Annotated in this window: 16 protein-coding genes and 1 pseudogene; 1 reads left to right on the top strand and 16 read right to left on the bottom strand. The window is 51.8% G+C overall.

Annotated features, from left to right (window positions below; genetic code table 11):
* Positions 1-84: 84 nt before the first annotated feature.
* The 3 genes from PRI8871_RS19085 to PRI8871_RS19075 all read right to left on the bottom strand — a co-directional run bounded on the left by PRI8871_RS19085 (position 85) and on the right by PRI8871_RS19075 (position 1,334).
* Positions 85-366, bottom strand: a complete 282-nt coding sequence (locus PRI8871_RS19085; protein WP_009574106.1) for a TrbC/VirB2 family protein — start codon at positions 364-366, stop codon at positions 85-87.
* A gap of 16 nt (positions 367-382) precedes the next feature.
* Complete coding sequence (locus PRI8871_RS19080; RefSeq protein ID WP_108887776.1) at positions 383-940, bottom strand: lytic transglycosylase domain-containing protein; 558 nt, start codon at positions 938-940, stop codon at positions 383-385.
* 79 nt (positions 941-1,019) lie between these two features.
* On the bottom strand, positions 1,020-1,334 hold the full coding sequence (locus PRI8871_RS19075) for a hypothetical protein (RefSeq protein ID WP_080458281.1): 315 nt from the start codon (positions 1,332-1,334) through the stop codon (positions 1,020-1,022).
* A 132-nt stretch (positions 1,335-1,466) separates the two neighbouring features.
* On the opposite strand from PRI8871_RS19075, the gene PRI8871_RS19070 reads away from it, so the two are divergent.
* On the top strand, positions 1,467-2,045 hold the full coding sequence (locus PRI8871_RS19070) for a hypothetical protein (RefSeq protein ID WP_108887775.1): 579 nt from the start codon (positions 1,467-1,469) through the stop codon (positions 2,043-2,045).
* Here the strand turns inward: PRI8871_RS19070 and PRI8871_RS19065 are convergent.
* From PRI8871_RS19065 to PRI8871_RS19005, 13 genes and pseudogenes are all read right to left on the bottom strand, one after another.
* Positions 2,039-2,239 carry a hypothetical protein gene (locus PRI8871_RS19065; protein ID WP_108887774.1) on the bottom strand — a complete coding sequence of 67 codons (201 nt, stop codon included), beginning with the start codon at positions 2,237-2,239 and terminating at the stop codon, positions 2,039-2,041. The two genes, PRI8871_RS19070 and PRI8871_RS19065, sit on opposite strands and share 7 nt — an antisense overlap.
* Before the next feature lie 77 nt (positions 2,240-2,316).
* Positions 2,317-2,550 (bottom strand): helix-turn-helix domain-containing protein, encoded by a 234-nt coding sequence (locus tag PRI8871_RS19060; protein WP_245897989.1) that lies wholly within the window; start codon positions 2,548-2,550, stop codon positions 2,317-2,319.
* 480 nt (positions 2,551-3,030) lie between these two features.
* A complete protein-coding gene (locus PRI8871_RS19055; RefSeq protein WP_108887773.1) occupies positions 3,031-3,711 on the bottom strand; it encodes an MOSC domain-containing protein in 681 nt (226 codons plus the stop codon).
* A 33-nt stretch (positions 3,712-3,744) separates the two neighbouring features.
* Positions 3,745-4,965: an NAD(P)/FAD-dependent oxidoreductase gene (locus PRI8871_RS19050; protein ID WP_009574098.1), complete on the bottom strand. Its 1,221-nt coding sequence runs from the start codon at positions 4,963-4,965 to the stop codon at positions 3,745-3,747.
* 9 nt (positions 4,966-4,974) lie between these two features.
* Positions 4,975-6,417 carry an NAD-dependent succinate-semialdehyde dehydrogenase gene (locus PRI8871_RS19045; protein ID WP_040403074.1) on the bottom strand — a complete coding sequence of 481 codons (1,443 nt, stop codon included), beginning with the start codon at positions 6,415-6,417 and terminating at the stop codon, positions 4,975-4,977.
* Entirely contained in the window at positions 6,414-7,169 is a 756-nt protein-coding gene (locus PRI8871_RS19040; protein WP_009574093.1) for an SDR family NAD(P)-dependent oxidoreductase, read from the bottom strand. The genes PRI8871_RS19045 and PRI8871_RS19040 overlap by 4 nt, the downstream gene beginning before the upstream one ends.
* Before the next feature lie 39 nt (positions 7,170-7,208).
* Positions 7,209-7,532 (bottom strand): 2Fe-2S iron-sulfur cluster-binding protein, encoded by a 324-nt coding sequence (locus PRI8871_RS19035; protein ID WP_009574092.1) that lies wholly within the window; start codon positions 7,530-7,532, stop codon positions 7,209-7,211.
* Positions 7,533-7,543: 11 nt separating this feature from the next.
* Positions 7,544-8,788, bottom strand: a complete 1,245-nt coding sequence (locus tag PRI8871_RS19030; protein WP_108887772.1) for a cytochrome P450 — start codon at positions 8,786-8,788, stop codon at positions 7,544-7,546.
* Positions 8,789-8,858: 70 nt separating this feature from the next.
* Positions 8,859-9,875, bottom strand: a complete 1,017-nt coding sequence (locus PRI8871_RS19025) for a 2Fe-2S iron-sulfur cluster-binding protein (protein WP_108887771.1) — start codon at positions 9,873-9,875, stop codon at positions 8,859-8,861.
* A complete protein-coding gene (locus PRI8871_RS19020; protein WP_245897988.1) occupies positions 9,872-10,825 on the bottom strand; it encodes a PdxA family dehydrogenase in 954 nt (317 codons plus the stop codon). Before PRI8871_RS19020 ends, PRI8871_RS19025 begins: the two co-directional genes overlap by 4 nt.
* A gap of 20 nt (positions 10,826-10,845) precedes the next feature.
* Entirely contained in the window at positions 10,846-11,331 is a 486-nt protein-coding gene (locus PRI8871_RS19015) for an aromatic-ring-hydroxylating dioxygenase subunit beta (RefSeq protein ID WP_108887770.1), read from the bottom strand.
* Positions 11,328-12,266, bottom strand: coding sequence for an SRPBCC family protein (locus PRI8871_RS19010; RefSeq protein ID WP_245897986.1), 939 nt, complete (start codon positions 12,264-12,266; stop codon positions 11,328-11,330). The genes PRI8871_RS19015 and PRI8871_RS19010 overlap by 4 nt, the downstream gene beginning before the upstream one ends.
* Before the next feature lie 45 nt (positions 12,267-12,311).
* A pseudogene (locus PRI8871_RS19005) lies at positions 12,312-12,426 on the bottom strand (IS5/IS1182 family transposase); the annotation flags it as partial.

Below are 12,426 nucleotides of genomic sequence, written 5' to 3'. Positions count from 1 at the left end.
GGACGTCTCGAGGCAGCGTTTGCAGTGCAAACGCGTTCGAGACGACCGGAGGATGCGAGTGTGCGGGAAAGTCATCGGCCAACCTCAGGAGAAGCCGTCGACGATGGTGCCGGCCGAGAAGATCAGCACGATCCCGATGATGACCGAGGCGAACCAGCCCCAGTTCAGCCGCCCCATCATGCACATGAAGCCGGTGCCGATGACCGCGAGCGTGGCGACCGCGATCCCGATCGGACCCGTCAGCGCGGCCTCGACGGTTTCCAGCATGGTCTGGATAGGCGACAAGTCCTGCGCGAGAGCGGGTGTTGCGAAAGCCGCCAGGGTTGTGGCGGCAGGCAAGAGGCGGCTGAGGCGATGTCTAAGCATGCGAAGTTCCCTTATTTTACTGAAGATCGATGAGGACCGGAGCGCGCGCAGGCACCCGGGCAGCGACGCGGATGTCCGGCGCGGAAACAGGTGTACCCGCGAGTCGGGACCGGATCCGGTGGATGCGCGCGATGTAGTCGCGGGTCTCGGTGAAAGGCGGGACACCGGAATATTCGACCACCCGGTGCGGTCCGGAATTGTAAGCTGCCAGCGCCAGGTCGATGTCTTTGAACGTGGCGAGCTGCGCGAGCAGATAGCGCGCCGCGCCGTCGAGGTTCTGCGAGGGATCGCGCGGATCGACTCCGAGGGCACGTGCCGTGTCCGACATCAGCTGGCCAAGACCATAGGCACCCTTGGGGCTCACGGCAGTCGGATTGTAGCTGCTTTCAGCTTCGACCAGGGCGCGGAACAGGACCTGCCAGTCGTCGGCACCCAGACCAACCTGGCGCAGGGCACGGTTCCCTTGGTGGCGGTCAGCAGTCGTCCGGATCAGGAAGAGGATGTCGTCGCGACCGGACAGCGGCGCGGTGTCCAATGAGGCCAGAATGACTTCGGCTTCAGAGCGATCATCCAACCCCGCCCATACAGGCCGCTCGCCATGAAAGGTCCAGCCGGATGTCCGGGCTGTCCCGTCGCGGCCGAAGGCGATGACGTCAGCCGCGCTCCTCGAGGGTGATGCTGTAATCAGGACCAAAGCGCAGATCGCGCCCGTCACCGAACTCGAGATGATGTTTGAAGAGCCCCGGCCATATGTTGAAATACCGCGGCTCTGGCCCGTGCGGGGTGATCCGGGTCGAGACCAGAATGGCTTCCGGCTCGCCCTCGCGCAGGTAGATGCACTGGTAGCGCGGCTTGCCATCATCCGTGAACCCCACGAGTTCATACCGGCAGCGGTACGCGATGCCCTTCTCGGACAAGTCTTTGACACCATCGATGGTGATCAGGATCTGGTTGCGCGCTATCGGCATGTTCGGACTCTCCCCACGAGAGCCCTTCTACTTCACGACACTAAGGCCATAAAGTCATATGGAGTCAATACGACATATTGCATAAAAATACATATTGATCGATAGTCTGCTCAACTTTTGCGGGAGAGCGACATGAAGCGACAGGCGATGGCAGCTGTGATGGGGGCGATGGCGGTGTTCGGAGCCCCTGAGAAGGCGCAGGCCTATGACATCGATTGCGCCATCATGCTTTGTATGGCGGGTGGTTTCCCCCCGAGCGCCGTTTGTGCTCGCGCCTATCGCACCATGATCCGCCGTATCACGCCCTGGCCGAGCCTTCCGCCCTTCGGGGTCTGCACCTTTGCCCATGTGCCGGTCGAGTTGGGCGGGCCCGGCGGCGAGGGTGAGCTAGATACCAATCTGCCGGAATACGAATGGCTGAACCGGACCCATGTGATCTGGTTCACCGGACGCTCCTACGAGCCGCGCGACGAGCCGCGTCAGTGGGACTGGTCGATCCGTTCCTGCGATCGCGAAAACCGGACCTGCCGCTACATCCAGCGGGTCTACGGTTCCCACACGCCCTGGCCCGCGACATTCATCTCGGAAAGCGGTCAGGAGATCGCCTACCCAAGCGGTGGCGATCTTTGGCACTTCTATTCCCGCAGCATCATGGTCGAGTACGGCGACTACGAGAGCAACATGGGCCACTCGGAGTGGTTTTCTTACTGATCTGAGCTATCACTGAGCTTCAGGGAAATTGGGCGTAGCTCGGCCAGACAAGCATCAAAGCGTTCCGGATCGACATGCCAGTGGCGGCTCACCGAGCCATCATTCCAACGGTAATCGGTGAACAGGTGGATCTCCTGCTCCCCGTCGTTCAGAAACCCTTCCTGGAAAGGCCAGCCTGTCTTTCTCTTCGCCATGTACCCGCGCCACTCGTGCCGTTCTTGCAGTTATGTCCCTCGCGTTGGGGGACTGGATCAAAGCCTAAGGAAACGGACTAGCGCTTCGCGAAGAGTACTTCGGGGTCGACATTGAGCGCCCGGGCGATGCGTTCGAGAAGGTCGAGGGAGGCCGCGAACTTGGCGTTCTCGACCTTGCCCATATGGCCGCGACTCACATTGGCCCGATGAGCAAGCTCCTCCTGGCTGAGGCCGCGGGCGCGTCTCAAGTCTTGAATGTTCAGTGCAACACGGTCCCGCAAGTTCATGCCCGTGAAACGGACACGTTGCACGAAATATCACCACGCGAAATACGTTACATTCAGAGGTGTAGAGTAGAAATCTTAGAGCGGCGCGAGATCGCCGGAATGGGATGCCTGCAGATATCCAAGTCACGGGTTGAGCTGTCTCGTACACATTCTTTACTGTTCAATCGCTCTTTCGGAAAAGGGCGGCACCGGCAACATCGGTACCGCCCGAAATTCGCCCACAGGGAGGAGGTGGTGGGCGAATTATTAATGTTGAAGTGCCGAAACCATTCAAATCTCGAGAGAATCTCTTTTTTAAGAACGGAAAATTGTTACTTGATCGAAGTTTCTTGCAATTAAGTCGACCTCATACGGGACTCCGACTCACAACAAGAAGACCTCATTGCGCACTTGAGACACTCAAAAAACCAAAATAATTGAACACCTCAATCAAGGAATTTCGCCCCTTCCAAGAAATTAATTGTTGATTTAGAGTAAGTTTGCTTCGATTTTAGGAAGCGTCGCTCAGTCTCGAAATCGAGAAGACCAGCTTTCAATGCTACGATTTTCTAACCTAGCTAAAATCAACTTCTTCCACGAGGCGGATAGTTCTTTTATGGTCCCCAGCTCCTTGAGGTGATCAAATTTTGCTGTTTCAAGATACACTGCCCGATGAACGTTTTGAATCGTCCAATCTGGATTCGGCCTCTGAATCAGGGAAATCGAGTCTCCTGACGAAATCCAGCCGGCTTCGAGGATTCGATAATACCATCCAGTCAGCCCCGACGATTGTACGAGTTTGGCGAAATCGCTTTTATTGATCCGCACATTGAGTTTCCAGCATGGCTGTCTAGGCTGCGAAACCTGCACGACGGCTCCACCAATTCTAAAACAATCACCTAGGCAAACATTGGCTTCATCATGAATATCCGCGACAATGTTTTCCCCGAATGCACCAGGCGCCAAATTCTCAGCCAACGGCACAACCCTTTGCCAATGTTTATAATGATCGGAGCAGTATTGATGAAGTGCTTTATCTAGACCACCATGCTTGACTTTATCGGCTTGTTCATCTCCTACCAATCCAAATTTGGATAACCAAACCTTACCCTTAACTGCATTCTTTATGATGGCGCTAGGTTCATTTTTGTGCCCAAACGGCATGGCCATGCCGATCCGCACTTCTAAAACGGTAGTCTGCTCCATTTACGACCTCACGCTTTCGAACAGGCCAATATATTAAGATACTAAGATCGATTTTGGATCGAAATCATGATCTCTTAATTGCTCAATACTCGCCAACCTATTCGAGGAAAGCATTTTCTTGGCAATCATGAAGATCCGAGGATCATTAATCGCATCCACAGAAATAAGCCTCCCATTAGAGAAATACCAAACTGACATACTCCTAGGCTTCGCTCCTTTGCGAACCACTGTATCAGTATAGCCTTGATTTAGACCTGCAATCTGAAGCTTTACATCGAATTGGTCTGACCAAAACCAGGGGAACGGAAAATATGCCGTTTCCACTCCAGCCATATTCGCTGCCACTGACTCGGCTTGATCAACAGCATTCTGCACCGACTCTAACCTTATCATATGACCTAAGTATTTGAAGCGGGTGCAATCTCCCGCTGCGAAAATGTCCTTGTCATTCGTTTGACCAAAAGCGTTTACAAGTATCCCTTGATCTACTTCCAGATCGGCCTCGCACGCCAGTTCGTCGTTAGCCACAACGCCTACACCAACAATGACGAAGTCAACCTCCATAGTGCTACCGTCCGAAAACTCAGCGGCGACCACACGGCCATTGTCACCGATGAGACGCTCCACGCCCAAGCCTTCGTAAATCTGTACGCCATTTTCGTGGTGGAGTTTCCGAAAGTAATTTGATGTTTCGGCGCAAGAAACACGCTGCAAGATGCGGTCAGCCATCTCAACGACTCGAACCTGAAGTCCTTGGCTCCTGAATGCCGCTGCAGCTTCCAGTCCGATATAGCCGCCCCCAATTACCAAGGCGCGCCGCCCCACCGTCATCTCGGTTGCAAGAGCTTTAGCATCGTCAATGCCACGAACTAGATAGACGCCCTTGAGATCGCCGCCTATTTCACTTGGCAGGACTCTGGGACGCGTGCCAGTTGTCAATGCAAGCATATCATAGTGCAGAATACGCCGGTCATCGAGTTGGATTTGTTTAGAATTTCTATCAATGTGAACGACGCGGCGGCCTGAGATAAGAGAGATGTTGTTTCTTTCGTACCAAGCGTTGGGACGAAGGAACAAACTCTCAACGCTCATTTCTCCGGTCACAAATTTTTTTGATAGTGGCGGTCGTTGATAAGGCAAGTATTCCTCATCACCTACAATTGTGATTACGGCATCACTATCCAGTTGGCGATATTTCCCTGCTAGAGAACATGCCGCTTGCCCAGCACCTACAATGAGTATCTGCTTCTCCATTCCAAGTTCCTACTCTGTTGCTTCGGAAATGAACTTGGTGGCAAGATAGGCATCAAATGTCTCACTACCGCCTTCGCTGCCCATGCCGCTGTCTTTCACGCCTCCCAAAGGCGTCTCCGGCAACGCAATTCCGAAATGGTTTACATTCACCATTCCTGCTTCCAATTTTGAAGTCACATAGTGAGATGTACGGAGTGACTTGGTAAATACATAAGATGCGAGTCCGAAAGGCAAAGCATTTGCCCGTGAGAGCACTTCATCCGTTTCACTGAAAGTAGAGATGGGTGCTACAGGACCAAACGGCTCTTCGATCATGATTTTGGCTGTGTCAGGAGTGTGCATCAGTACTGTCGGTGGAAAGAAATTTCCGGGACCAGAAATAGCCGTACCTCCTGTCAAAATGCTTGCACCTTTGGCAGTGGCGTCGGAAACAAATTCGGTCATAGCACTTACACGTCGAGTATGGGCGAGGGGACCCATTGTGGTATCGCTGTGCATGCCATCTCCTACGACGCGGGAGCCAAATGCTGCAGCAAATTTCTCGCCAAACTCTTGCGCTACCTTTTCATGAACGAAGAACCGGCTTGGCGACATGCACACTTGTCCCGCATTCAGTCCTTTGTAGCCGGCCAACAGAGTCGCCGCCTTATCGATATCGGCATCATCGAAAACCAGAACAGGAGAGTGCCCTCCTAGTTCCATCGTAGCACGTTTCATATGTGCGCCAGCCATTGCTGCAAGATGCTTCCCGACGGGGATTGACCCTGTAAACGATATTTTACGAACCTTAGGCGACGTGATCAGATGCTCTGAAACCTTAGCCGGCACGCCCCAAACGACATTAAGGCAGCCTGCGGGCAATCCTGCGTCGTGAAAAATGTGCGCCAGCGCTACGACGGCACTTGGCGCATCCTCGGATGCCTTGAGGACAATGGTACATCCTGATCCTAAGGCAGCACAGATCTTTCGAAGAGCTTGATTGAGCGGATAATTCCAAGGCGAAAATGATGCGCAAACACCAACAGGCTGACGAACAACTGTCTGACGGACGCTTGGGTCGCGGGACGGGATGACGCGGCCGTATATCCGACGACATTCTTCAGCATGCCAATCCGCATGATCTGCCGCCCCTAAAATCTCCACGCGTGCTTCAGCAAGTGGCTTGCCTTGGTCAAGTGTGAGATTACGAGCAATATCCTCGGATCGTTCACGGATCAAACTTGCAACTTTTCGCAATACACGGCTGCGTTCAATCGGTGAAGTCCATCGCCACTTCTGGAACGCCCGATCCGCTGCAGCAATCGCCAAGTCCAGATCTTCGGTTGTTGCATGAGGTAAATGCCCAAGAATCTGGCCATTAGCTGGATTGTAAACCGATTCCCCGGACCGTTCATCGGAGCCAATGAAGCGACCATCAATATAAAGGCAAAGATCTGAATATGCGTAGTTCAAAGGAAAAAACTCCCGCCATCTACAGCGATAGTCTGTCCGGTGATGAACGCCGCACCATCACTTGCAAGAAAAAGCAAGGCACCAACAAGGTCATTCGGCACCTGATCACGCGGGATTGAGCGGCTGGACTTTCTGACCACCTCGCCCATGATTTCTTCCATGCCGGTCGCAAGCACTCCGTCGCTGAGTGTAAATCCGGGCGCAATAGCATTCACCGTGATGTTGTCTTTGCCCAACTCGCGCGCCAACGATCGGGTAAACGCCACAACAGCCCCCTTACTTGACGTGTAATGCAGCATAAACGGAGCACCTTTAAGCTGAGAAGTTGAGGCGATGTTCACGATCCGACCGGCCGAACTCTTATGAAGTTCTGGAAGTGCTGCTTTGGCACAAAGAAAGGGGCCGAGCGTATTGACCTCCATAACTTTCATCCATTCAGCGGGTTCGATTTGGTCGAATGGCTTTAGCTTCAGAGAGGTAAATATACCTGCGTTGTTCACCAACAAATCCAAACCGCCAAAATGGCTGACTGCTTCGGAAACCATCGCGTTTGTATCGTCTACGTTAGTGACATCGGTTTTAACGCCGATCACTTCAAAGCCTTTGCCTTTAAGTCTATTAGCTGCTTCTTCCGCTCCGACCATGTCAGCGATCACAACGGCATATCCAGAGGCAGCAAGACTTTGAGTGAACGCAAAACCGATACCGCTAGCGCCACCGGTTACAATCGCTACTTTTTTCTTGTTGATCATTGATTTTTCCTACTTATTCTCATCAGGAATTTCGAACATTCAGCTTTGAGTTTTCGGCAACCGAACTGTAATTCGATCTACTCCTGCAGGAACATTGAGTTGGCAACTCAGTCGGCTTTCTGGTTGACGATCATCCGCAACGCACTCAAGCATTTCTTCCTCAACGTCGCTAATCGCGGTGAAAACCGATTCTGTTTCTGGTTCAAGATATACATGGCATGTAGCGCACATAGCCGCGCCACCGCATTCGGCTACAATTCCGGGAATGTCTGCATCAATTGCGGTACGCATTACATTTGCTCCGACATCCACTTTGATATCGGTTTTGGTCCCGTCGGCGAGTAGATAGGTGATTGTAGGCATGTTCCCCTCCGTTAGTGTCTTTTTGCCGTTACGCGCATTGGCATGCTGGTATACCCGCGCACGGTGTTGTTGAAATGAAGAACCGGTTCTCCCAACAATTCGATGGACTCGACTTTAGACGCTAGCGTCCGCAGCGCGATCTCACCCTCCATTCGGGCAATCATTTGACCTGCACAGCCATGGATCCCTGCTCCGAAACCCATGTTACCCGTGGCTTTGCGCGTTACGTCAAAGTGATCTGGTTCCACCCAGTGGCGAGGGTCGCGATTTGCTGAAGCAATGAAGACCAGTACCTTTTGTTCCTTTTTTAAAGGAACGCCCTCTAATTCGGTTTCCCTTGTCGTAGTGCGGTAGAAAGAGTGGAACGTGCTGTCAAAGCGCAAAACTTCTTCAATTGTTGCACGCGCTCTTGTCGGATCATCGCGCAATAGGGCCCACTGGTCTGGATTTCGGCCAAGATTAACAAGTGCGTTCCCCATTGTGAAAATTGTGGTGTCCAACCCGGCCGAGAGAGTTGTGCGCACGAGCATTCCTGCATCTTCATGGGATATATCACCCGCGTCAGCTGCGTCATAAAGTTCTGCGCCAAATCCGTTAGGGGTGAGGTTTTCGCGTTGACAGGCTTTAGTAATCCACTCTGTTGCAGGCCCCAGATTTGCAAGGCATTCGTTGAATCGATCGTTGGCGGGTCCGAACGCGTTGAAGACCATATCGCCATAGGGCAGTAGATGCTCCCGTCCTTCAGCTGGAACGCCAACCGCGTCTCCGAAAACTTTGATGGGGAACGCGTCGGCCAAATCCTTAACGCCGTCGCAGACGCCTTTTTCAATCATCCGATCCACCATCAACTCCGCCTGTGCTTCGAAGGTAGAAGTCAACTTTTTCAAAGCGCGTGGGGAGAGAATACGCGTGAAGACGGCTCTGGTTTTTGTGTGTTCAGGCGGATCGACTTCCAGAATGATGCTCGGTTGTCGCCAAGGCTCTTCTGTATGAAAATTGGTCAGTCCTACGCCGGCACTGGAACAATATGTTTCCGGATCGGTCAACACGTTGCGGACGCTGTCGTAGCGTGCCACAGCATAAACTCCGTATCTTTCCAACCAAACGATTGGTCCCGCGTCGCGCATCATCTCATAATACGGATATGGGTCCCTAAGCACCGCTGCCGCGTAAGGGTCGAAATCAAGCGAAGCGACACCATCAACCGGTACTTTATATGAGTGAGATCTGGTCTCCTGCTGCTGTTGAAACTTCATGGCGCACTCCTCCCTTGGAATTTAGCCTTTGCGAATTTATCAGTTGTGACGCGTGTATGTTTGTCTCTGACTATGCAGGTAGGTCGTCCGCTGGTTCGCCCGACGGCACAAACGCATCGCTGTAGAAAGCTGCTCTATCCAGCTTGGACTCCGCACAGAAATCCTTACTTGCCGCATCAATCATCATCGGGGCACCGCAAGCATAGACCTCTAAATCCGACATATCCGGAAAGTCCGATTGAACGGCCTTATGTACGAAGCCAGTACGGCCCTTCCAGGCACTCGGAGGTTCAGAAAGAACAGGCGTAAATGTAAACCAATCATGCTTCGCCGCCCACATTTCAGGAAGCGAACGCAGGTAAATGTCGGCTTCGGTATTTGCTCCCCAATACAGATGCAATGGACGCGATCCACCCTCTCTGATCTGGTGTTCGACGATTGACTTGATCGGCGCAAATCCCGTTCCTGTTGCGATCAGGATTGCAGGGACCTCTGTGTTTTCATTTAATGTGAAATTTCCAAATGGAAGCTCAACAGATAGGATCGATCCCTTTTCAAGATTGGCAAGAACCGTTTGTGAGAACTTCCCGCCGGAAACATGGCGAATGTGCAATTCAACACCGTCGTTCTGATGAGGTGGATTAGCCATCGAATAATTTCTGCTATCGCCATCAGGCATTAGTACACTAAGGTATTGGCCCGCCTGAAAGACGGAACGGTTACCAATTGGAAATCTCAAATTGATAACTGACACGTCTGGCGTTGGTTGCTCAATTTTCCGGACTTTCGCCTCGAATATCTTGCGAGAAACTGGGTCTGTCTTCTTGATATTTCTCGGTACAATTTCCAGATTTGTGCGCGGTCTGGCCTGGCACAAAAGAACACCGCTGGCGGGCCCGACGCAGACACCCTGCCCACGGACAACGGCCTCACCTGATGTAATCACGCCCTCGCAAGACGAACAGACGCCTTTCCGGCAAGAATATGGGATAGAGAAGCCCGCCCGCTCAGCAGCGTCTAATACGGTTTCACTCTCTCCACACTCAAAACTGATATCCTCACCAAAAACGGAAATTTTGTGGGTCATGTTGCACCTCCAACGAGTCTTACAGCCCTGATGACTGCTTCAGGATCGGCACAGTTCTTGCCCGCGATGTCGAAAGCCGCGCCATGTCCTACGCTTGAAAACAGGGTGTTAGCTCCAATTGATAGAGCGGTAGACTTTCTACCGGCTAGCAGCTTGACTGGAATATGCCCCTGATCGTGATACATTGCGACGAATGCATCATATCCATCTCTTGCCAACATAGTATCGGCACCTTCGGGACCATGTGCATCAATGCCTTGTTCACGCAATTTCTGTATTGCGGGGACAATGATACGATCATCTTCATCCCCAAAAAGTCCATTTTCTCCTGCATGAGGATTGATGCCAAACAATCCAATTTTCGGCTTGTCCACTCCCAATTCGCGTAGTGCTGCATCGGCGGCGACGACCGCCTTTACTACTAGTTCTGGATCTATCCGATTCAGTGCGCCGCTTATGCCCTCATGTAATGTGGCATGAACAATACGCAGACCTCCTCCAACCAGCATCAGAAAGATGCTGTCAGGGCCGGTTTTCAATAGATCTGCCAACAGGCTCGGATACCCCGAGAACTTTCGCCCCGATAAATTGACAGCTGTTTCCGAATGGGGGCATCCAACAATTCCTCGTCCAAAGCCATCGGACAACAATGTTAATGCAGATTCGACATAGGCAACTGTAGCTCGCCCTGCAGCGGCGCTTACCTTTCCTGGTATGAACTCCGCTGTAGGCATCGCTTCGATTGGATGAAGATCAATCGTTTTTTCATCGCTTCCCCACTTAGATCGGTTGGTTTGAACACCGAATCCCAAAGAATCTGCTAAAGGAGAAATTATGTATTCATCGCCCAGCAATACTGGGCGACAAACAGGATCCTGGTACAAGCTGGCTGCAGCTTTCGTCGCAATTTCAGGTCCAATACCATTGGGATCGCCGATGGTTAGCAGCACAGACCTAGTGTCGGACAATCTCACAGCGGAAACCCAAGTAGCGTATCAATATAGCTGCTATCGAGAACAACAATACGCTTCATGATTTTTGCGTCGTTTTCGGATACTTTGTAACGGTCGACATATCGGCCCGTGGCGAAAAGGTCAGTCGGACCTTCGCGGGTAATCCGTGCAACCATAAACGATGTTTCTGATTCCACCTCGTCACCATCTATGCTCGAAATATTCGGTTGCCCGAGAATGTGCCTGTAGGAGTGACGTTCGTAGACGTTGGCCTCCAATAACGACAGAATTCGGTCGTGAAGCATTGCCTTGCTATCTAACCACATCAAGCCAGCCTGAAGGCCTTGCGCAAAATTGTCCGCAGATGTGATCTGATAAAAGCAATCATCGGCGAAAAAATTTGGCCAGTCATAGAAGTCACCATCGTCGATCGTATACGCATATTGGGCTTGTGCCATGCCGATAAGATTGGTCAATTCAGCTCGTTTTTTCATGCTGCTCATAGGCCCATTCTCCCACGGTACTCGGTCCAGAAACCACGAATTGCGGCCTCAGTAATTCGATCTTCACTCGTTTCGATTGAGTAACCACCCATCGCAAGTACGGCACTTTCTTCTGCGGCCCCTTTTGTTCCGCGCTGAACGAAATTCCCAATGCAGCCGTCCTCCATGGAGACATACCCCCCCGGTCCGATTAGGTTGGAAAGTTTGAGACGGGCCTTCCGCTGATCTGGAGTATCGTCTTCGAACCCGATATAGGTCCACTTCAAATGCATGCTGTCTGTGCCTTTGGGCAATACGGTACGAACAGCAACTGAATTTTGGATTTGCTGCAAAACGAAATTTGGAAAAACAGACAGAATCTGGAGCGTAATATCGTCGTCGTATTCCTTGAAGCTTTCCAAAAGCGTCATATCAGTCAAACTCAGATCGGAATCGGATCTGATATTTTCGTCTTTATATGCATTTTTTTGAACTTCGTCCAAAGAGCCACCATGGTCGACGCAAGAATAACTCACATGACATCCACCGGTTTCATTCACGATGATCCCGCCTTTTTGCGACAGGCGATTCAATTCAAAAGTCGTAAAAAAGGTGTGGAGAATACTGGCGTGATAACTATCCTTTGTATTCTCTACGTAGAGCTTCCAGTTGTTGGGGAGAATTTGTGTGAATTTGCCAAGGACAACGGGTTTCCGCCCTCCCAAAACGCGCTCAATGCGCTCAAGAACCGCTTCTCCCAGGTAATCTTCGATATCATCCACATCTTCATCGAAGCTTCCGAAAACAAGCCCATGTAGCACTGATACCCGCATTTTGCGTGGGCCTTGATTTTCCATTTTAAAGTCACTTGCGATACCGCCACAGCCCTTGATGCCATCTTTGAAGGCAACTCCAATCAGATCCCCCTGAAGGCTGTGCGTCCAAGCGTGATACACGCACGTGAAGTCTTTAACGTTCCCTCTATCCTCTAGGGTCAGGACTCATAGCCAATAGATGACCAGCGCGGCGAGTGCGATTGCGGAGAGGAAGACCTTGGGGCATCTGTCGTATCGTGTGGCCACACGTCGCCAATCCTTCAGCCTGCCAAACATGATC

Source organism: Pseudoprimorskyibacter insulae (assembly GCF_900302505.1).
Lineage (GTDB): Bacteria > Pseudomonadota > Alphaproteobacteria > Rhodobacterales > Rhodobacteraceae > Pseudoprimorskyibacter > Pseudoprimorskyibacter insulae.
This window is presented reverse-complemented; position numbering and strand designations above follow the sequence as displayed.

Excerpts from the sequence above, each read along its gene's own strand:
- PRI8871_RS19040 (WP_009574093.1), bottom strand. The coding sequence starts at position 7,169 with ATGATCAACAAGAAAAAAGTAGCGATTGTAACCGGTGGCGCTAGCGGT.
- PRI8871_RS19085 (WP_009574106.1), bottom strand. The coding sequence starts at position 366 with ATGCTTAGACATCGCCTCAGCCGCCTCTTGCCTGCCGCCACAACCCTG.
- PRI8871_RS19070 (WP_108887775.1), top strand. The coding sequence starts at position 1,467 with ATGAAGCGACAGGCGATGGCAGCTGTGATGGGGGCGATGGCGGTGTTC.
- PRI8871_RS19030 (WP_108887772.1), bottom strand. The coding sequence starts at position 8,788 with ATGAAGTTTCAACAGCAGCAGGAGACCAGATCTCACTCATATAAAGTA.
- PRI8871_RS19065 (WP_108887774.1), bottom strand. The coding sequence starts at position 2,239 with ATGGCGAAGAGAAAGACAGGCTGGCCTTTCCAGGAAGGGTTTCTGAAC.
- PRI8871_RS19035 (WP_009574092.1), bottom strand. The coding sequence starts at position 7,532 with ATGCCTACAATCACCTATCTACTCGCCGACGGGACCAAAACCGATATC.
- PRI8871_RS19055 (WP_108887773.1), bottom strand. The coding sequence starts at position 3,711 with ATGGAGCAGACTACCGTTTTAGAAGTGCGGATCGGCATGGCCATGCCG.
- PRI8871_RS19025 (WP_108887771.1), bottom strand. The coding sequence starts at position 9,875 with ATGACCCACAAAATTTCCGTTTTTGGTGAGGATATCAGTTTTGAGTGT.
- PRI8871_RS19075 (WP_080458281.1), bottom strand. The coding sequence starts at position 1,334 with ATGCCGATAGCGCGCAACCAGATCCTGATCACCATCGATGGTGTCAAA.
- PRI8871_RS19050 (WP_009574098.1), bottom strand. The coding sequence starts at position 4,965 with ATGGAGAAGCAGATACTCATTGTAGGTGCTGGGCAAGCGGCATGTTCT.
- PRI8871_RS19015 (WP_108887770.1), bottom strand. The coding sequence starts at position 11,331 with ATGAGCAGCATGAAAAAACGAGCTGAATTGACCAATCTTATCGGCATG.